At 63.3% G+C, this 18722-nt stretch carries 22 protein-coding genes and 1 pseudogene; 17 read left to right on the forward strand and 6 right to left on the reverse strand.

From position 1 onward, the window contains the following. The first annotated feature begins 47 nt into the window (after positions 1 to 47). From RWK44_RS08005 to RWK44_RS08060, 12 genes are read left to right on the forward strand one after another with little or no spacing between them, the layout of a single operon-like run. The gene (locus tag RWK44_RS08005) at positions 48 to 1016 is read left to right on the forward strand and encodes a carbohydrate ABC transporter permease (protein WP_077978478.1); all 969 of its coding nucleotides are present in this window, start codon (positions 48 to 50) and stop codon (positions 1014 to 1016) included. Beyond that, positions 1013 to 1966, forward strand: a complete 954-nt coding sequence (locus RWK44_RS08010) for a carbohydrate ABC transporter permease (protein ID WP_168284341.1) — start codon at positions 1013 to 1015, stop codon at positions 1964 to 1966. Before RWK44_RS08005 ends, RWK44_RS08010 begins: the two co-directional genes overlap by 4 nt. Then, entirely contained in the window at positions 1963 to 2175 is a 213-nt protein-coding gene (locus RWK44_RS08015; RefSeq protein ID WP_063475102.1) for a hypothetical protein, read from the forward strand. Before RWK44_RS08010 ends, RWK44_RS08015 begins: the two co-directional genes overlap by 4 nt. A gap of 3 nt (positions 2176 to 2178) precedes the next feature. Continuing rightward, on the forward strand, positions 2179 to 3276 hold the full coding sequence (locus tag RWK44_RS08020; protein ID WP_168284342.1) for an ABC transporter ATP-binding protein: 1098 nt from the start codon (positions 2179 to 2181) through the stop codon (positions 3274 to 3276). After that, entirely contained in the window at positions 3269 to 4276 is a 1008-nt protein-coding gene (locus tag RWK44_RS08025) for an ABC transporter ATP-binding protein (RefSeq protein WP_316028640.1), read from the forward strand. Before RWK44_RS08020 ends, RWK44_RS08025 begins: the two co-directional genes overlap by 8 nt. Positions 4277 to 4327: 51 nt before the next feature. Then, positions 4328 to 5968 (forward strand): dihydroxyacetone kinase subunit DhaK, encoded by a 1641-nt coding sequence (locus RWK44_RS08030; protein WP_316028641.1) that lies wholly within the window; start codon positions 4328 to 4330, stop codon positions 5966 to 5968. Between the two features lie 52 nt (positions 5969 to 6020). Further along, positions 6021 to 6635, forward strand: coding sequence for a dihydroxyacetone kinase subunit DhaL (dhaL, locus tag RWK44_RS08035; protein WP_168335978.1), 615 nt, complete (start codon positions 6021 to 6023; stop codon positions 6633 to 6635). After that, positions 6632 to 7030 (forward strand): dihydroxyacetone kinase phosphoryl donor subunit DhaM, encoded by a 399-nt coding sequence (dhaM, locus tag RWK44_RS08040; RefSeq protein WP_168284346.1) that lies wholly within the window; start codon positions 6632 to 6634, stop codon positions 7028 to 7030. Before dhaL ends, dhaM begins: the two co-directional genes overlap by 4 nt. Next, on the forward strand, positions 7030 to 7386 hold the full coding sequence (locus tag RWK44_RS08045) for an HPr family phosphocarrier protein (RefSeq protein ID WP_168284347.1): 357 nt from the start codon (positions 7030 to 7032) through the stop codon (positions 7384 to 7386). Before dhaM ends, RWK44_RS08045 begins: the two co-directional genes overlap by 1 nt. Further along, a complete protein-coding gene (locus tag RWK44_RS08050) occupies positions 7370 to 8974 on the forward strand; it encodes a putative PEP-binding protein (RefSeq protein ID WP_168284348.1) in 1605 nt (534 codons plus the stop codon). The genes RWK44_RS08045 and RWK44_RS08050 overlap by 17 nt, the downstream gene beginning before the upstream one ends. A 1-nt stretch (position 8975) precedes the next feature. Then, positions 8976 to 9383, forward strand: coding sequence for a hypothetical protein (locus RWK44_RS08055; RefSeq protein WP_020050423.1), 408 nt, complete (start codon positions 8976 to 8978; stop codon positions 9381 to 9383). A gap of 51 nt (positions 9384 to 9434) precedes the next feature. Beyond that, the gene (locus RWK44_RS08060) at positions 9435 to 10427 is read left to right on the forward strand and encodes a dihydroxyacetone kinase subunit DhaK (RefSeq protein ID WP_316028642.1); all 993 of its coding nucleotides are present in this window, start codon (positions 9435 to 9437) and stop codon (positions 10425 to 10427) included. 19 nt (positions 10428 to 10446) lie between these two features. Here the strand turns inward: RWK44_RS08060 and RWK44_RS08065 are convergent, their stop codons facing one another. The 3 genes from RWK44_RS08065 to RWK44_RS08075 form a co-directional block, all read right to left on the reverse strand. Further along, positions 10447 to 11175, reverse strand: a complete 729-nt coding sequence (locus RWK44_RS08065) for an esterase family protein (protein ID WP_168284350.1) — start codon at positions 11173 to 11175, stop codon at positions 10447 to 10449. Next, a complete protein-coding gene (locus RWK44_RS08070) occupies positions 11172 to 12131 on the reverse strand; it encodes an acetylxylan esterase (protein ID WP_077978488.1) in 960 nt (319 codons plus the stop codon). The genes RWK44_RS08065 and RWK44_RS08070 overlap by 4 nt, the downstream gene beginning before the upstream one ends. A gap of 83 nt (positions 12132 to 12214) precedes the next feature. Next, positions 12215 to 12835 (reverse strand): NAD(P)H-dependent oxidoreductase, encoded by a 621-nt coding sequence (locus tag RWK44_RS08075; RefSeq protein WP_168335973.1) that lies wholly within the window; start codon positions 12833 to 12835, stop codon positions 12215 to 12217. 93 nt (positions 12836 to 12928) lie between these two features. On the opposite strand from RWK44_RS08075, the gene RWK44_RS08080 reads away from it, so the two are divergent. From RWK44_RS08080 to RWK44_RS08090, 3 genes and pseudogenes are all read left to right on the forward strand, one after another. Continuing rightward, positions 12929 to 13600, forward strand: a complete 672-nt coding sequence (locus RWK44_RS08080) for a TetR/AcrR family transcriptional regulator (protein ID WP_316028643.1) — start codon at positions 12929 to 12931, stop codon at positions 13598 to 13600. A 9-nt stretch (positions 13601 to 13609) separates the two neighbouring features. Next, positions 13610 to 13818, forward strand: a pseudogene (locus RWK44_RS08085) (isochorismatase family protein); the annotation flags it as partial. Then, entirely contained in the window at positions 13815 to 15161 is a 1347-nt protein-coding gene (locus tag RWK44_RS08090; RefSeq protein ID WP_316028644.1) for an epoxide hydrolase family protein, read from the forward strand. The pseudogene RWK44_RS08085 and the gene RWK44_RS08090, both read left to right, overlap by 4 nt. A gap of 91 nt (positions 15162 to 15252) precedes the next feature. Here the strand turns inward: RWK44_RS08090 and RWK44_RS08095 are convergent, their stop codons facing one another. Next, positions 15253 to 15645: a VOC family protein gene (locus tag RWK44_RS08095; protein ID WP_020050431.1), complete on the reverse strand. Its 393-nt coding sequence runs from the start codon at positions 15643 to 15645 to the stop codon at positions 15253 to 15255. Between the two features lie 219 nt (positions 15646 to 15864). On the opposite strand from RWK44_RS08095, the gene RWK44_RS08100 reads away from it, so the two are divergent. Next, positions 15865 to 16347 carry a methyltransferase family protein gene (locus RWK44_RS08100; protein WP_168284353.1) on the forward strand — a complete coding sequence of 161 codons (483 nt, stop codon included), beginning with the start codon at positions 15865 to 15867 and terminating at the stop codon, positions 16345 to 16347. A gap of 128 nt (positions 16348 to 16475) precedes the next feature. Here the strand turns inward: RWK44_RS08100 and RWK44_RS08105 are convergent, their stop codons facing one another. Then, a complete protein-coding gene (locus tag RWK44_RS08105; RefSeq protein WP_222011377.1) occupies positions 16476 to 17258 on the reverse strand; it encodes an alpha/beta fold hydrolase in 783 nt (260 codons plus the stop codon). A gap of 367 nt (positions 17259 to 17625) precedes the next feature. Between RWK44_RS08105 and RWK44_RS08110 the strand changes: the two genes are divergently transcribed. After that, positions 17626 to 18318, forward strand: a complete 693-nt coding sequence (locus RWK44_RS08110) for a GntR family transcriptional regulator (protein WP_168284355.1) — start codon at positions 17626 to 17628, stop codon at positions 18316 to 18318. A 5-nt stretch (positions 18319 to 18323) separates the two neighbouring features. On the opposite strand, the gene RWK44_RS08115 is transcribed toward RWK44_RS08110, so the two are convergent. Beyond that, complete coding sequence (locus RWK44_RS08115; RefSeq protein ID WP_003540671.1) at positions 18324 to 18719, reverse strand: hypothetical protein; 396 nt, start codon at positions 18717 to 18719, stop codon at positions 18324 to 18326. Positions 18720 to 18722: the final 3 nt, after the last annotated feature.

Consider the following 18722-nt stretch of genomic DNA (forward strand, 5'->3'; position numbering starts at 1 on the left):
TCTCATACCCCAAAAGACCCCGTACCCCAAAAATACCAGGTGAAAACTTGACTATTTCCCAATCCTCCATCGTCGAGAAGGCAGCCGATGTGACTGCAAGGGCAACGCCCTCCTCGGTCGCCCGACGCGTCCGCGGCCTCTCCGACAGGGCGATCGCCTGGCTGTTTATTGCGCCTGCCATCACCTTGCTCTTGGCGATCAATATCTTCCCACTGCTTTGGGCGGTCTATCTCTCCTTCACAAATTACCGCGCCAACCGGCCGAATGCGCCGGTCCTGGGCGTCGGCTTTGGAAACTACCAGCGCGTTCTGAACGACCCCGACATCTGGCAGGCAATGCAAACCACCGCGCATTTCGTTTTCTGGACAATCGTGCTGCAGACGGTGATCGGCTTCACGCTCGCCTATCTGATCGACCGCAAGTTTCGCGGCCATGCCTTCTGGACGACGATCATCCTGATCCCGATGATGCTGTCGCCCGCCGTGGTCGGCAATTTCTGGCGCTTTCTCTACGAGCCGCAGATCGGCCTCTTCGCCTATGCCGTGTCGCTGGTCACAGGCATTCCGACATCGGATATCCAGATGCTCGGCAACGTTACGCTGGCGCCCTGGGCGATCATCATCGTCGATACCTGGATGTGGACGCCCTATGTGATGCTGATCTGCCTCGCCGGGCTGCGCTCGATCCCCGACTATATCTATGAGGCAGCCGAGGTCGACCGCGCTTCGCCGTGGCGGCAGTTCTGGTCGATCACCGTGCCGATGGCCCTGCCCTTCATCATGCTCGCCGTGCTTTTCCGCGGCATCGAGAATTTCAAGATGTTCGACATGGTGACGCTGCTCACCGGCGGCGGGCCGGGTTCGGTCACCGAGGTCGCCTCGATCACCCTGAAACGCGCCGCCTTCGAAAGCTGGGCGACCGGCCGGGCCTCGGCCTTCGCCATCATCCTGTTCGTCGCGGTGTTCGGCCTCGCCAACATCTACGTCAAGGCATTGAACAAGGTGAAGCAACGATGAGCGCCGCCAACTCAGCCCATTCGGTCGTCGAACCGAGCCTGTCCAGCAAGCGCATCGCCGGCACCATCGTCGTCCTCTATGCGCTGATCACCCTCATTCCGCTCGTCTGGATCTTCCTGACCAGCATCAAGTCGCCGCCGGATTCGATCAGCTATCCCCCGAAGATCGTCTTTTCGCCGTCGCTCGAAGGCTATTGCAACCTGTTCACGACGCGCACGCGGCAGACGCCTGATTATATCGCCTCGCTGCCGGCCCCGGTCGGTACCTGCGATGAGGTGACGCGCAAACGCAACATGGTGATCGCCGGCCCGTCGAACTTCCTGCCGCGCTTCATCAATTCGCTGGTGATCGCCTTCGGCTCCACCTTCCTCGCGGTCTTCCTCGGCACGCTCGCGGCCTATGGCTTCTCCCGCTTCAAGATACCGCTCGCCGACGACCTGATGTTCTTCATTCTGTCGACGCGCATGATGCCGCCGATCGCCGTCGCCATTCCGATCTACCTGATGTACCGCGAGCTCGGCCTGTCGGACACGGCCTTGGGCATGATCCTGCTCTACACCGCCGTCAACGTCTCGCTCGCCGTCTGGCTGCTCAAGGGTTTCATCGACGAAATCCCGCGCGAATACGAGGAAGCGGCGATGATCGACGGCTATACGAGACTGCAGGCCTTCCGCAAGGTCGTGCTGCCGCAGGCAACGACGGGCATCGCCGCCACTGCGATCTTCTGCCTGATCTTTGCCTGGAACGAATATGCCTTCGCCGCGCTTCTGACCTCGGGCGAGGCCCAGACCGCGCCGCCCTTTATCCCGACGATCATCGGCGAAGGCGGACAGGATTGGCCGGCGGTCGCCGCCGGCACGACGATCTTCCTGATCCCGATCCTCGTCTTCACCATTCTCCTGCGCAAGCAGCTGCTGCGCGGCATCACCTTCGGAGCCGTCCGCAAATGAGCCATCTGATCGAAACACGCACCCCTGCCCGCCCGAAACGGCCGTTCTTCCTGCGCCGCGGCCCGATGGAGACCATCGCCACCGTGCTGATCGGGCTCGGCTTCCTGATGCTGTTCCAGCCCTTCCTGCTGGTGCTCTACACCTATTCGCTGGTGACCCTGCTCATAGGCACCGTCATGTTCATCATCGTCTCGAAATTCCCGGAGTGAACCATGGCGGGCATCCGGATTGAAAATCTCCGCAAGGAATTCGGCAGCTTCGTCGCCGTCGAGGATTCGAGCTTCACCGTCCATGACGGCGAGTTCCTGGCGCTTCTCGGTCCATCAGGATGCGGCAAGACCACGACGCTTCGCATGATCGCCGGCCTCGAGCTGCCGAGCAGTGGCGAGATCTATCTCGATGGCGAGGACGTCACCTTCAACCGCGCCAGCGCCCGAGACATCGCCTTCGTCTTCCAGCTCTTCGCGCTCTACCCGCATATGAACGTGCGCAAGAACATTGGCTTCCCGCTGCTGTCGCAGGGCATGCCCAAGGCCGAAATCCGCCAGCGTGTCGAGGAGACCGCGCGTCTGCTGCAGATCGACCACATTCTAAACCGCTCGGTCTCCGGCCTTGCCGGCGGCGACCGTCAGCGCGTGGCGCTCGGCCGCGCCATCGTCCGGCGCCCGAAATGCTTCCTGATGGACGAGCCGCTCGGTACGCTCGACGCCGAGTTCCGCGAGATCATGGTTCATGAGCTGCGTGAGCTGCACAACCGCATCCATGCGACCACCGTCTACGTCACCCATGACCAGCACGAGGCGATGGCGATGGCCGACAAGATTGCCGTGATGAACCATGGTGTCATCGAGCAATTCGGTACGCCGCAGGAAATCTACGCCAAGCCTGCAACCATGTATGTCGCCGATTTCATCGGCTCGCCGCCGATGAACTTCATGCGCTTCACCTCCGGCCTGAAAAGCGGCGACCGCTCCATCCTGCTCGATGGCGTCGATGTCGCCGTTCCCGAGATCCACCAGGACATGGCCGAAAGCGAACTGGCGCTCGGCGTGCGGCCGGAGCATATCCGCTTCAGCGACGCCTCGGCGCTTCGCGGCGCCGTCTATGGCAGCGAATATCTCGGCACCAACCAGGTCGTGGCCGTGGAAACCCAGGGCGGCCTGATCAAGGCCCGCGTTCCCGCCAATCGCAGCTTCCAGATCGGCGAAAGGGTCGGCCTCGAATTCAACCCGGCGAAACTCGCGCTCTTCGACTGCACGTCCGGCCGCGCGGTGCCATCCTCGCTTTATCAGGAGACCCGGCATGGCTGATGTCGTCCTCAGGAACCTCGCCAAGCGCTTCGGCGACACCCAGGCTTTGGCCGACCTCGATCTTTCGATCCGCGACGGCGAGTTCGTCGTGCTGCTCGGTCCCACCGGCGCCGGCAAGACGACAACGCTGCGGCTGATCGCCGGCCTCGAAAAGCCCGATAGCGGCGGCATCGAGATCGCCGGCCGCAATGTCGCCGCCGAAGCCCCCGCCGAACGCGACGTCGCCTTCGTCTTCCAGCAATATTCGCTCTATCCGCATATGACGGTTTACGAGAACCTCGCCTTCCCGCTGAAGGCGCCGGTCCGCAAACTCAGCACCGCGGAGATCGACCGCCGTGTGCGCGAAGTCGCGCGCATGGTCCGGATCGACCACAAGCTGGAAAATCGCTCGAGCAGGCTTTCCGGCGGCGAGATGCAGCGTGTCGCGATCGGCCGGGCGCTGGTACGGCGGCCGGCAATCTACCTGATGGACGAGCCGCTGTCCTCGCTCGACGCCAAGCTGCGCGCCGAACTGCGCCTGGAGCTGAAGCGTATCCAGAAAGAACTTGGCTCGACGCTGCTTTATGTCACTCACGACCAGGTGGAAGCCATGACCATGGCCGATCGCATCGGCATCGTTGCCGAGGGCCGGCTGATGCAGGTCGGAACGCCGCGCGAGATCTACGGCAATCCCGCCAACCTGCATGTCGCCGCCCGTCTCGGCCAGCCGCACATCAATCTTCTGCCGGCGGACCTCCTGCCGGGCGGCGGGCCGCCGCCCGGCACGAAAACCGTCGGCGCGCGCACCGAACATCTCGATATCTTGGTCGGCAAGGATGCCAATGCAGAAATCGACTGGATCGAGCACCTCGGCGACCAGAACCATCTGCACATCAAGGTCGGCAATCACAAGCTCGTCACACTTGCGGATCCATATCTGGCGATCGCGCCGGGCGACCGGATCAGCCTGACGCTGCGCGATCCGCTTTATTTCGATGCGTCTGGACAGCGCCTTTCCTGACCGGCAAACAGACATGAATGGCATGAAAAACAAATAGACGGGTCTCAATCGATGAAACACTTCTTCAACCGCAGGGAAAACATCGTCACCGAAGCCTTGGACGGTCTGCTTCTGACGAGCAGCAGCGGCCGTCTTGCTCGCCTCGACAGCTTTCCCGACATCAAGGTCATCCTGCGCGCGGACTGGGACAAGTCGAAGGTGGCGATCATATCCGGCGGCGGCGCCGGCCACGAGCCCTCCCATGCCGGCTTCGTCGGCAAGGGCATGCTGACCGCTGCCGTGTCCGGCGAAATCTTTGCCTCGCCGAGCGTCGATGCCGTGCTGACGGCGATCCGCGCCGTCGCCGGCGAAAAGGGCGCCCTGCTGATCGTCAAGAACTACACCGGCGACCGGCTGAATTTCGGCCTTGCCGCCGAAAAGGCGCGTGCCGAAGGCTTCGATGTCGAGATGGTCATCGTCGCCGACGACATCGCCATCCCCGGCATCAACCAGCCGCGCGGCGTCGCCGGCACGCTGTTCGTCCATAAGATCGCAGGCTATCACGCCGAAAGGGGCGAGGATCTGAAGACGATTGCAGCCCATGCCGCGGCAGCAGCCGACGACATCGTCTCGCTCGGCATGTCTCTATCCACCTGCAGCGTGCCCGGCCAGGCCCATGAGGACCGTCTCGGAGCAGACGAAGGCGAACTCGGCCTCGGCATCCACGGCGAGCCCGGCGTCGAGCGCATCACGCTGCAGCCGGTCGCCGATATCGTCGCCACCATGGTGGCACGCCTGTCGCCTGCGCTGGGCGAAGGGGGAAATTATGCACTCCTCATCAACAATCTCGGCGCAGTGCCGCCGCTCGAAATGACCGTCATTGCCAAGGCCGTGCTGTCCTCCGCACTTGCCGATCGCATCCGGCTGATCATCGGACCTTCGCCGATGATGACCGCGCTCAACATGAACGGCTTCTCGCTGTCGCTGATCCGGCTGGATGCCGTTCGCGAGGCGGCGCTGACGGCAGCGGTCGAACCGCATGCCTGGATGCCGGCCGTCGAACGCCACGAGATCCAGATCATCGCCGCACCGAGAACATCAGCCGGATTGAACGGCGCGGCTATTGCTGGAGACAACCTTCGCAACCGGCGCCTGATCACGGCGCTCTGTGAGCATCTGATCTCGCAGGAAACAGAACTCAACCGCCTGGACGGCCGCGTCGGCGATGGCGATACCGGCTCGACGGTGGCGACGGGCGCCCGCAGCGTGCTGGCCCGCCTCGACACGCTGCCGCTCGACCGGCCGGCGGCAACGCTTGCCTCGCTCGGCGATATCCTCGGCACCAGCATGGGCGGATCGAGTGGCGTGCTGCTGTCGATCTTCTTCACCGCTGCAGCAAAGGCGATGGCCGACAAGGCCGATATATCAGCAGCCCTTCTTGCCGGGCTCGACAGGATGACGTTCTATGGTGGAGCCGCAGTCGGCGACCGGACGATGGTCGATGCGCTGTCGCCGGCCCTGCAGGCGCTCGCATCCGGCGATGTCGCCGCCGCGGCAAGGGCCGCGGCAGCCGGCGCCGAATCGACGAAGACGATGATGAAGGCCAGAGCCGGACGCGCCTCCTATGTCGGCGAAAGGGATCTGGCGGGCGTTGCCGATCCGGGTGCCGTCGCGGTTGCCGGCGCGTTCGGCGTGGTGGCAAGCCTCGCCTGACCGGAGTAAAGTTTGAAAGCCCGCGGGAGGCGCGGCGACAGGGAGGACGGCAGTGCAGGCGGAACCGGTGCTTTTGGCAGGATTGATCGAAGTGTGCCGCGCGACGATCGCTGAAAACAGCGATCATCTCTGCGCGCTCGATCGCGCCATCGGCGATGGTGACCACGGAACCAATATGCGGCGCGGCTGCGAGGCAGTGAGCGCCGAAGGCGAAAGCCTGTCCAGCCTGCCCTTCCCCGACGCCATGGAAAAGATCGGCCTGACGCTAGTGATGAATGTCGGCGGTGCGGCCGGGCCGCTCTATGGCACGTTGCTGATGGAAATCGGTCGCGAGCTTCGCAAAAGTGAGGAGAAGGCCGATTTTTCCCTCGTGCTGAAACAGGCGATCGACGCTGTGGCAAGACGCGGGCGCGCGCATGCCGGCGACAAGACCCTGCTCGACGTACTCTATCCCGTGCATGCGGCACTCGCCAAACAGTCGCCGCTCGGTGACGTCGCCCGCAGGGCCGAACGCTCCGCCAACAGGACTGCGGCGATGAAAGCAATGCGCGGGCGCGCCGCCTATCTCGGCGACCGCTCGATCGGCCACGTCGATCCCGGCGCGTCGAGCTGCGCGCTGCTGACCACGGCGATCTGCCGCTATCTCGGGGAGCAACGTCCGCAATGAATGGGAAGACCGCAAATGTGGGTATCGTGATCGTCTCCCACTCGCCGCTGGTGGCACGGGGAATCGCCGACATGGTTAGGCAGATGGTGGGCGACAGCGTGCCGCTCGCCTGGTCGGGCGGCAACGTCCACGGTGAACTCGGCACCGATGCCGCCGGTATCCTGAGGGCGATGGAGGCGGCTTGGTCCGATGCCGGCGTCGCCGTCTTCGTCGATCTCGGCGGCGCCGAAACCAACAGCGAGATGGCGATCGAGATGCTGGGCCTTCCCCGCGCGGCCCTCGTCTCCATCTGCAACGCGCCGCTCGTCGAAGGCGCCGTCATCGCCGCCGCCGAGGCGTCGGGGGGGGCGTCGCTGGCCAAGGTCGTCGCCACAGCCGAGGAACTGTCCCCCTGATGACGAGCGGATTGCGTAATGAAAAACAGGAGCCCGGTCCATTGCCCGAGCCATTTAAGGTGAATTGCCAGACGGAGGTAGAAGTCAAGCACGGCGTCGGGCTGCATGCCCGCCCCTCCGTTACCTTCACGCGGCTTGCCAAGTCCTTCCCCTGTTCGATCGAAATCGCCGTCAACGGCAGCGACGTCTGGCTGAACGGCAAGAGCATCATCAAGATCATGGGCGCGAGAATCCGCAAGGGGTCGATCCTCCGGATCCGCGCCGACGGCATCCTCGCCGAAGAGGCGATCCGCGCGCTGAAGGAACTCATCGAGCGCAACTTCGATGAGGAAAAGAAACATGGCCGAACCGCTTAGACTGAAAGCGAAGAGCGCATCCCCGGGCATCGCATCCGGCCCGGCCTTTCTCGCGGAGGAGCCTAAGGCTCCTTCCGCTGCCGAGCGGCCGGACGCTGCCCCTGCGTCCCGAGCCGTTGGTGGATACGGCGCGCTGGAGAAGGCGATCGACATCTCGATCGGCGAACTCGAGCACCTTGCCGATGGAGCCGATGCCGAAAGCCGGGATATCATCGATTTCCAGATCGAGGTGCTGCGCGATCCCTCTATCGCCGAGGCGACCGGCGCGCGCATGGAAGCGGACGAGAACGTCGTCTTTGCTTGGGTCGCCACCCTCGATGCCTATATCGGCGAACTCGAAGCGGCCGACGAGGAGCCGATGCGGGCGCGCGCCGTCGATATTCTCGACATCAAGAACCGTGTGCTGGGCGCGCTCGCCGGCACCCCGATCGCCGATTTCCCGCCCGGCTCGGTCTTTATCGGCAAGGACATGGAGCCGAGCCGCTTTCTCGCCCATGACTGGTCGAAAGGCGGCGGCATCGCGCTGTTCGCAGGCAGCACTGCCGGCCATGTCGCCCTGCTCGCCCGGGCGAAATCGGTGCCGATGGTGATCGGCACAGGCCGCTTTTCAGCCGCAGACGGAGATCCTGTCAGCGTGGATGGCAACGCCGGTGCGGTCATCCTGCAGGCGGGCAGCATGCTGATCCCGCCCCTGGTGCCTGCACAAGAACCCGCCGGCGACACGCAACTCACCGGCGGCGAGCTGCGCACGGCGGATGGCGTGCCGATCCTGCTCTCCGTCAACATCAACGATCCCGCCGAGATCGAGGCACTCGATCCGGCAACGGCAGGCATCGGCCTGATGCGCTCGGAATTTTCAATCACCTCGGTCGCCGATGCCGCCAATGAGGAACGGCAGCTGGCGATCTATCGCCGCGTGCTGGAGCAGGCGGGCGACAGGCCGGTAACGATCCGCATGCTCGATATCGGCGGCGACAAGCCGCTCGCCGGCCTGGAAGACCTGCCGGCTCTCGCCTCCGGCCTGCGCGGCATCCGGCTGCTGCTTGCCCGGCCAGAAATCGCCCGCGTCCAGGCCCGCGCCCTGCTGCGCGCCGCCGTCTTCGGCAGGCTTTCGGTGATGCTGCCGATGGTGACCTTTCCCGACGAGATCGACAGGATGCGCGAGCTGTTCCGCGAGGAAGCCGAAAAGCTCGGCCGCCGCGCCCTGCTTCACCGGATGCCGCCGATCGGCATGATGGTGGAAGTGCCGGCCGCGGCGTTGATGCTCGACACCTTTGCATCTGCGGCGTTCTTCTCGTTCGGCACCAATGATCTCACGCAATATCTCGCTGCCTCCGCCCGCGACGGCAGCGACGCCGATGCCGGCAAGGCGACACCCGCCGTGCTCCGGCTGATTGCCCAGGCGGTGAAGCTAACCGCCGGCAAGCCGGTCAGCATCTGCGGCGACATGGCCGGCGATCCCAGCTATTTGCCGGGCTTGCTCGCCGCCGGTCTTCGGCATTTTTCCGTGGCGCCGGCCCGACGTCCCGCGATAAGATCGGCGATCATTGGCCTCAACGCCGATGGCACAAGGGCAGCCGGAGAGTAAAATGGCGCGCGAAGACACCGAAGACGCCATTATCGCCTACAAGTCCATTCTGGCGCAGATCATCGACAACAGGCCATCGGGCACGCGCCAGCGCCTGGCGACGGCGCTTGGAAAACATCGCAGCTTCGTCACCCAGATCACCAGCCCGACCTATGCAACGCCGCTGCCGGCGCGCCATCTCGCGACGATCGTCCGTGTCTGCCATTTCAGCGCCGCCGAACAGGAGCGCTTTCTCGAAGCCTATCAGGCCGCCCATCCCGGCAAGCTGCCTGATCTCGGCCATTCCGAGAGATTGCGTCACCTGTCGCTGATGGTGCCCGACTTCGGCGACGACAGGAAAAACCGCCTGCTGGAAGAGGCGATCTCCGATCTGGTGCAGAAGATCGTCGCAATATCGGGTGCGGAATGACAAGCAGGCCGCTTAACGTAACGTAACGCTTTTGGCCTTGGGAGAGGCTTGATGAAGAAGTTCATGAACACTGCGGAAACCATGGTCGCCGAAAGCGTCGAAGGCTTCGTGCGCGCCCATGAGGCCTTCGTGGTGTTCGGGCCAGAGCGCAGATGCATCCGCCGCCGCCATCTCACCCCTGGCAAGGTGGCGCTTATATCCGGCGGCGGCGCCGGTCATGAACCGATGCATATCGGCTTCGTCGGCCACGGCATGCTGGATGCCGCCTGCGTCGGCCATATCTTCACCTCGCCGACACCGAGCCAGATCATTGCCGCGATCGAAGAGGCCGATACCGGCGCCGGCTGCCTGCTTGTGGTCAAGAACTACGACGGCGACCTGATGAATTTCGAAATGGCGATCGAGATGGCCGGCGACCGCCACAGCCTCGACATGGTCGTCGTCAGCGACGATATCGAGACGTCAAGGTCCGGCGAAGGCAATGGCCGGCGGGGTGTTGCCGGAACGCTGATCGTCGAAAAACTCCTGGGTGCTGCAGCCGAACGCGGCATGTCGCTTGCCGAATTGAAGCAGCTCGGCAAGGGATTGAACACCCGCATCCGCTCGATGGGTGTCGCGCTGAACGGCGTGACGGTGCCGCAGACCGAGCGCACGACGTTTGCGCTCGGACCCGGCGAGATGGAAATGGGCGTCGGCATCCATGGCGAGCCCGGCCATGCCAGGCAGCCCTTCGCCGCCGCCGATGCGATCATCGGCCATCTCTGCGAGACCATCGCCGGCGACATCGCAGTGACGCCGGACGCAAAAGCACTGCTCTTCGTCAACGGCCTCGGCGGTACGCCGCCGGCCGAACTCTACCTAGCCTACAACGGCGCCCGCCGCTTCATCGAGGAAAGCGGCATTCCGATCGAGCGCTCGCTTGTGGGAACCTACGTCACCTCGCTCGACATGCAGGGACTGTCGGTCACCCTTGCTTTGCTGAGCGACGAGGAGATCGCCCTCTGGGACGCGCCAGTGGCGACCGCAGCACTGCATTGGCTGTGACCGCGTCCCAACAAGTCAGTCAGATGTAAAGCGCTGCCATCTTCCGCCAGGCGCCGGCGCGGTGGGCGCGTCCATCCCAGACATGCAACTGATGGCCGATATTCTTCTCGCCGAGCAGGCGGCTCAGATAGCGGTTGCTGTCGAGGAAAGGGTCGGCGTCGCCGATGGTGAGGACGATATCGCTCTCGCGCAGCCTGTCGAGCCGCCAGTCGCTGCCGAGCCCTGGGAGAAAATGCGCCGGCGTGTGGAAATAGACGCTGTCATCGTAATAGCCGTCGAACAGGTCGCCGAAGGATTCCACCTTCATCGTCAGGTCGTAGCGGCCGGAAAAAGCGACGAGCTTGCGGAAGAGATGCGGATGACGAAAGAACAGGCTCGCCGCCTGGAAGGCGCCGAGGCTGCAGCCGTGCACGATGGTGCAGTCATGCGAATTCTTCGCCGCCATCAGCGGCAGCACTTCGTTGAGGATATATTCCTCCAGGGCGCTATGGCGGCGGATGCGCTCTGCCGGATGGTGGTGGAAGGCATAGAAAGTTTCGGTTGCCAGCCCCTCGATGCAATAGAGTTGAAGCTGGCCGGCCTCGATCTTGTCGGCGAGGCTGGCGACTAGGCCGAGTTGTTCATATTCGAAGAAACGCCCGTCCCGCGTCGGAAAAACCAGCACCTTGGCGCCGGCATGGCCGAACACCAGCATCTCCATGACTCGATGCAGGCGCTGACTGTACCAGCGCAGATATTCGCGGTTCATGGCACCCTGAAAAACTGTCCGATCTTTTCGCGGAGAACCGCTTCTTGCTCAACACTTCCAGGGTAATCGAAATGCCCGGCATCCAGGATGAAGATTTCATTAAATTTCGGTATCGCATTTGCGACAGCGAACTGGCCGGGTGGTGCGACCGAAGGATCGAACAGCGCAACCGCCGTCAGCATCGGCACCTTGATCCGGGAAGCAGCACTTGCCGCATCGTAAAGGCGAAGCGTCCCAAGCACATCCGGGTGTTTCTTATGATATTCCTGCACCGATTGTGCGCTGCCGACGCTCGGCAGCGTCAGTCGCAGCGGCTGATCCCCAAAGGTCGGCAGCGCCAGATGGCCGCGATCGATGCGCTGGTCGTAAGCGATCGCCATCGCCCCGATGCCGCCGCCAAAGCTGATGCCGCTATAGCCGATATGCCCCGAGAGCCAAGGATAGAGACCCGTGAGCGTCGAGACGGCAAGCCAGATATCATCGACGCAGCCGCCGATGATGTAGCTATCAGGCTTGTCGATATCGTGGAGCACATGAAAGGAGGGGTTCTCAGAAATCGGTGGACGGGCACTGAGCGACAAACCGCGGCAGCAGGGAAAGAGCACCGCCGTCTCCTCGACCGGCAGATCGAATTCAGGCCGATCCCGCCCGCCATAACCATGCCCGACGACGAGGCCGCGCCGCACCTCCCCCTGACGCGGCAGGATGAGCCAGCCGCCGATCCTGTATGAACCGGTCGAGATATAAACGAGATCGAGCACATGCCAATCGGGATGGGCGATCTTGCTTCGACGCAGTACTGGCTGCGGATCGACCGCCAACGCCTTGAGATACCGCGCCCTCCAGAAATCGTCGAAACCTTCAGGCGCCTCGGGCGGCTTGACCGCAAGAAGCTCATCGAGCTGCATGCCATAGGTCGGGTCGAAATCGAAGGGATGTGTCTTGGGAATGCTCATCCAAGGCTTGTCTCGTGAAAAAGCTGGCGGCGCAAGGCTTCGCCCGCGCCAGCCGATAAACCTTGCTTGAATGCCGGAAACCTTTACGCGGCGTCAGTCGCCTCGCATTGCCCGGATATGTCGAAGAGCCTGCGGCCGATGGCGCGCGCCGCATCGAGATGGGCGGTCGCATGGTCCGGTCCGGCTTCGAGCATGAACTCGGATGTCACGACGCGGGCGCCGCAATAGTCGAAGATCCCGTGATCGATCTGCGTCTTCATCGCGCCGAAATAGCCGTGCCGCATATAGGTCCCGGCATCGGCGCCGCCGATGCCGACCAGATGCACCGGCAGACGGCCAAGCAGCTTCACCACCCCGGCATCCGCGCGATCGTCGTAAGCCCAGCCATTGGTGAACACCCGGTCGATCCATCCCTTGAGCAGCCCCGGCATCGACCACCAGTAGACGGGATAGACGAGCACCAGCGCATCGGCGCGGTCGATCCTTGCCTGCTCGGCGGCAACGTCGGCGGGCAGCGCCCCTTCCCTCAGATGCAGGGCGATATCGGCCGCAGTGAACCGGGGATCGAAGCCCTCGGCCGCGAGATCGGCGATCTCGACGGAATGGCCGGCGTCGGAGAGCGTGATACCCTCGGAAAGATGCGCGGCGACGCCATGGGTGAGCGACCGGGGATCGGGATGCGCGACGACGATGAGCGCGTGCATGGCAAAAACTCCTGCTGAATGATTGCGGACGGAAGACGCAGCCTGTATACCTTTGGTAAGCTACTTTCAGTAAGTTATTTTTGGTATATAGTGATGTCAAGCTCTGGAACGACAGATCAGCCGACCGATCCGCAGCGGCGCCGCCGCCTGTCGCGGCAGGACCGGCATCGCCAGCTTCTCGACGTCGCCTGGCAGATCGCCCGCGACGAGGGAACGGAAGCGCTGACCCTTGGCCGGCTTTCCGAGCAGGCGGGCGTGACGAAACCCGTGGTCTACGATCATTTTGAAACCCGCCCCGGCCTGCTCGCAGCGCTCTACCGCGAATTCGACGCCCGCCAGACGACAGTGATGGACGCAGCCCTTGCGGCAAGCCAGCCATCTCTCGCCGACCGGGCCGCGGTCATCGCCGCCTCCTATGTCGACTGCGTGCTTCTCCAGGGTCGCGAAATCCCCGGCGTCATTGCCGCGCTCGCTGGCTCGCCGGAACTCGAAAGGATCAAGCGCGAATATGAGGCGGCCTTCATCGAGAAATGCCGCATCGCGCTTTCGCCCTTTGCCGGTGCCGGCACGATCGCCGCAGCCGGGCTCTGGGCCATGCTCGGCGCCGCCGAAGCCCTCTCCTATGCCGCCGCGTCGGGCGACATCACCGCCGTCGAGGCAAAGAACGAACTCTTCGAAACCATCGTCGCGATGGTGGCGAGAAGTATGGGCGGCGGCACGCATCCCGATCACCTGCGCAATACGGTCGGCCTCGCATCGAGATGACCCGGCGGGAATACCTGTATCGAATCCACCGCCCGCTTCGCCATTGAACTCGGTTATTTCGCGACCCTGGCGAGCGACGCGATGGCCGCCTTCTCGCACCTAATGATGCATGCTGCGCACAAGCTGAACGCCCGACCTGCGCCCATGCTATTCTGACGACGGCCGAACTCATCGAAGTCTTGCCCAAGGCGTCTGCTTCAAAGGAGACAATGCCATGACCATGCTCCTCAAAATGCTCACAAGTGCCGGCTCGGAATCCCTGAACCGCGACCGGCGCAGGTTCCTGACCACCGCGGCGATCGGGATCGCCACCGCGGGCGCGACCAGCCTGTTTACGTCCTATCCGGCATCGGCTGCCACGGGAGATGCGATCCGCCCGTTTCGCGTCGACACTCCCGAGGCGGACCTCCTCGACCTTCGCCGGCGCGTGCTGGCAACACGCTGGCCCGAACGGGAGACGGTCGACGACCAGTCGCAGGGCATACAGCTCGAAAAGATCAAGCCGCTCGTCGATTATTGGGGCACCGGCTACGACTGGCGAAAGGCGGAAGCGAAGCTGAACGCGCTGCCGCAATTCATCACCGAGATCGACGGCATAGACATCCACTTCATTCACGTCCAATCGAAACATCCGAATGCCCTGCCCGTTATCATCACCCATGGCTGGCCGGGATCGGTATTCGAAAACCTCAAGATCATCGGCCCGCTCACGGATCCGACCGCTCATGGCGGACGCGCCGAAGATGCGTTCGACGTGGTCATTCCGTCGATGCCGGGCTATGGCTTCTCCGGCAAGCCTACCGGCACCGGCTGGGGGCCGGACCGCATCGCGCGGGCCTGGGCGGAACTGATGAAGCGCCTCGCTTACAGCAGCTACGTCGCCCAGGGCGGCGACTGGGGCTCGCCGGTCTCCGGCGCGATGGCACGGCTCGCGCCACAAGGTCTGCTCGGCATCCACATCAACCTGCCGGCTGTCGTGCCGCCCGAAGTTGCCGCGGTGCTCGCCGCGGGCGGGCCGGCGCCGCAGCGACTCTCCACCGAGGAACGCGCGGCGTTCGATGCCCTCAGCGCCGCAGCCAAGATGGGGAACAGGTCCTATGCCACGATGATGGGCACGAGGCCGCAGACGATCGGCTACGCCATATCGGATTCCCCGGCCGGCCTTGCGGCATGGACGCTCGGTCATCCAGGCTTCACGCACTGGACCTACGACAGCAGCGATCCCGAAAAGTCTCCCGACGAGGTGCTCGACGACATCACGCTTTACTGGTTGACCAACAGCGCCGCTTCCTCGGCCCGGATCTACTGGGAATATGGCGGCGGGCGCAGTCCCGTCCTTGCAGCCGGGGAGAAGACCTCCAAGATCGCGCTTCCGGTCGCCATCACCGTCTTTCCTGGGGAGAGCTATCAGGCCCCGGAGACATGGGCCCGCCGCGCCTATCGCAACCTTATCTATTTCCACAAGGTCGACAAGGGCGGCCACTTCGCCGCCTGGGAGCAGCCGGAGCTCTTCTCCGCCGAGCTTCGAGCAGCGTTCAGGCCGCTGCGCCGACCGATATGAGAGGAGCGGCGGCCCCTCGCCACTCAGGGATGCTGCCGTCTGGTATCATTGTCCATGATCGGCACCGGGGTCGCCTCCCTTGGCGCCAAGGTCACGGATTCCAGCCGCCGCTGCCATAGGGACGCGTGATGATTTCGAGTAGATGGCCGTTCGGATCTTCGAAATAGACGCCGCGCCCACCGTCGTGGTCATTGGTCTCATCAGGCTTCCGCTGGCCGGGGTCGGCCCAGTAGCGCAGGTTCCGCTCGCGAATTCGATTGAATATCGCCTCGAATTCGGCGTCCCCGACCAGGAAGGCGTAGTGTTGGCGGACGATCTGACCTTCCGTTTCCATATAGTCGAGATTGGCGTCGTTGTCGGTCGTGACCATGTGGAACGGCCCCCAGCGCCGCGGCGCCGGCAACCCTAACATATCGGCCAGGAAATCTGCCGAGGCCTTGCTGTCGTGAGCCGACAGGATGGTATGATTGAAGTGGATGGCCATAGTGGTTTCTCGCAAACGAAGGGAGTTGCAAACTCGATGGAAGCTTTGCCGGTTAACCCTCGCGGACGCCTCTTGTTCCGAACTTCGACCGTGCCTCTCCGCCTTCAAATCTCTCTCGAAACGAGGTAGACTCCACCGGTGGAGGGGCCGCGACAAATGGTACGAAACACGCTCCCCATGCGCTGGAATTCCAGGGACCGGGAGACCGGAGGGGGTGGCATGAACAACGCGAACGGCAATTTGCGCGACAGTTCAGGCGCGGCGGTGCGGCCGCCGATCGCCTGGGCGCTGACGGTCATCGCAGGGCTTGCGCTCGACTGGCTTTATGCGCTGCCGTTCCTGCCGGCGGCCATGCCTGCCGGTGGGCTCGGTGGCATCGTGTTTCTCGCCGGCCTGGCGCTGCTGATCTGGGCGGCAGCAACCTTCCGCCGGGCGGGAACGCATGTCCAGCTCAGCCGGCCGACGACAACGATCGTCGACGAAGGCCCCTATCGCTTCACGCGCAACCCGATCTATATCGGCATGTTCCTCGGCCTCATCGGCCTCGCAATCGCTTTCGACAGCCTATGGCTCATCTTCCTGTTGGTGCCGTTCTACCTCGTCATCCGCTACGGCGTGGTCGCCCGCGAGGAGGCCTATCTCGAGCGGAAATTCGGTGACGTCTATCTCGCTTACAAGGCCCGCATCAGGCGGTGGCTGTAGCGAAACGAAGAAGCGTCGACCTGCTGAAACACGAATGACGGAAACGGGTCGAGACACGACCCTCGCGGCATCATGGTCATCGCCAAAGCAAGCCGGCGAACGGCATACCGCTCCGTCGGCCGTTGAGATCAGTTCGTGTTCTGGCCCGCCGCCTCGATGATCAGCCGGGCGATCTCGTCAGGGTGGGAGATCAGCGACAAATGGCTGGCCTTCACCGCTATCGTCTTCGCCCCCATGCGCTTGGCCATGAAGCGTTCGAGATCCGGGTTGATCGTCCTGTCCTCGGTGGAAACGGCATACCAGCTCGGCTTCGAACGCCAGGCCGCCTGCGTCGTCTTGCCCGTCAGCAACGCCTTCTGGAACGGTTCCTGCACGGCATAGAGCACCTTTGCCTTGGCTTCCGGCAGGTCGCCGGCAAAGTCCCGCAGGAAGGCGGCCTCGCTGAGGCGTCCCTCATCGCCGTCGAAGACGATGCCGGCAGATGCCGGTGGCGTTGGGAAGGTCTTGGCGAGTGCGGTGTAATCCTCGCCCGCATCCGGGGCGCGCGCGGCGACATAGACGAGTGCCGAAACATCAGGGTGCACGCCGGCCTCGGTGACCATCATGCCGGAAAACGAATGCCCGACCAGAACCGTCGGGCCATCCTGCCGGTCGAGCACCCGCTTCACGGCAGCGACCGCCTCGGGCAGCGTCGTCAGCGGGTTCTGCACCGCCGTGGCATTGAGCCCGGCCGCCTGCAGGCGCGCGATCACCTCGGTCCAGCACGAGCCGTCGGCGAAGAGCCCGTGTGCCAGCACGATGTTACGTGCCTTCACCGGCACCGATGTCGCGGCCATGCCGCGGGTAGCAAGCAGAGAAGCGGCGGCGCCGGCAACAAGGGCAGCCGAGAAAGTCCGTCTGTTCATCATCATGATCTGGTTCCTTGTGCGTCCAGGAATTGAAGGATCGAAAGCATGTGCTCGGGACCGAAGACCCGAAGCCAAGTCAAAATCGGTTGGTCTGTGATGCCATGTCGGCACGGTTTGCTTTGCCCGGCGCGAGGCGTTGGCCTTCGCCGCGTTGCGGCTCCCGTCGTATTCAAATCGGTATTTGAAGCGGCTTCGTGTATGCAGAAGCCTGCTTGCTGGAGATTTATGTATTCCCATCCGATACAAAGTCAATTATTGAATACGTAACACCTCCGTGATGCCATAAGTGTATACGCTGAGCGGGCATCAACCGCACTTGCATACACGATCGATCGAGCCGTCGATGTTGAAACAGATCGGAGATAACGGAATGGCGAATGGTTTCGAAACCGAGGATGACGGCGATGATCGTGGGTTGCTCTCCGACCGCATTCGCAACGCCCTGACCGACGAGATCGCCACCGGCACGCTGGCGGCGGGCGCAGCGTTGGACGAACAGCAGCTTGCCGATCGTTTTGGCGCCTCCCGCACGCCGGTTCGTGAAGCGCTGCGTCAGCTGGCGGCGGGCGGCCTCGTCGAGCTTCGCGCCCGGCGCGGCGGCGTCGTCGCCCGTATGACGCCGGAACGCATCATGGAAATGTTCGAGACGGTGGCCGAGATCGAGGCCGTATGCGTCAGGCTCGCCGCCTACCGCATGACGCCGCTGGAGCGCAGCCATCTGATCGAACTGCACGACCTCTCAGAGCCGATCGTCGAAGCCGGAAATTTCGATGCCTATGACAGCCTCAACCGCCAATTCCATGAAGCCATCTATCACGCCACCCACAATAGCTTCCTTGCCGAACAGGCAATCGCCGTGCGTAACCGCCTGAATGCCTTCCGGCGCACGCAGTTGCGCCAGGGCGAACGGCTCCGCCGATCCCGGGACGAACACGAGGCAATCATGCAGGCGATCGCCGAAGGCGACGGTGAGATGGCATCCCGGCGCATGCGCGCCCACATGCTGAACGCCGCCACCTCGCTCAGCCGTTTCATCGAAACCAACAAGCCGGGGGGAGTTTGACGTTCTTACGGCACGGGGCAGCGATATTTATAGGCAATCAACGTCGTCATCAGCTCGTCGCCGGTGGCCTCGCGAATGCCGGGATTCTCTTCGAGGAATGTACACAACGTATTGCCGATTGCTTCCGCGGTCGTTCCAACCGGCACACAGACGTTTACCCCAACGGAGTTGGCGAAATACGCCGAGTTCACCATTGCTTTCGGCGCAGGAACGACTTCGGTGAAAATACGGCGGGCCAAATACTCGTCCCGGTTCCACTTGTCCAACCAACCCGCGACATATCCGACGACAAACTGCCGGGAGCCGCCGCAGTCAGAATAGAGCAGGTCACCGCTGGAAAATCCGGCAGGAATCTTTGCTGAAACCGTTGCCAACAGGGTGGCGATCAGAATGCCCGACATCAC

Origin of the sequence: Rhizobium sp. 25PS6 (genome assembly GCF_032464655.1) — a bacterium.
GTDB classification, from domain to species: Bacteria; Pseudomonadota; Alphaproteobacteria; order Rhizobiales; family Rhizobiaceae; genus Rhizobium; species Rhizobium laguerreae.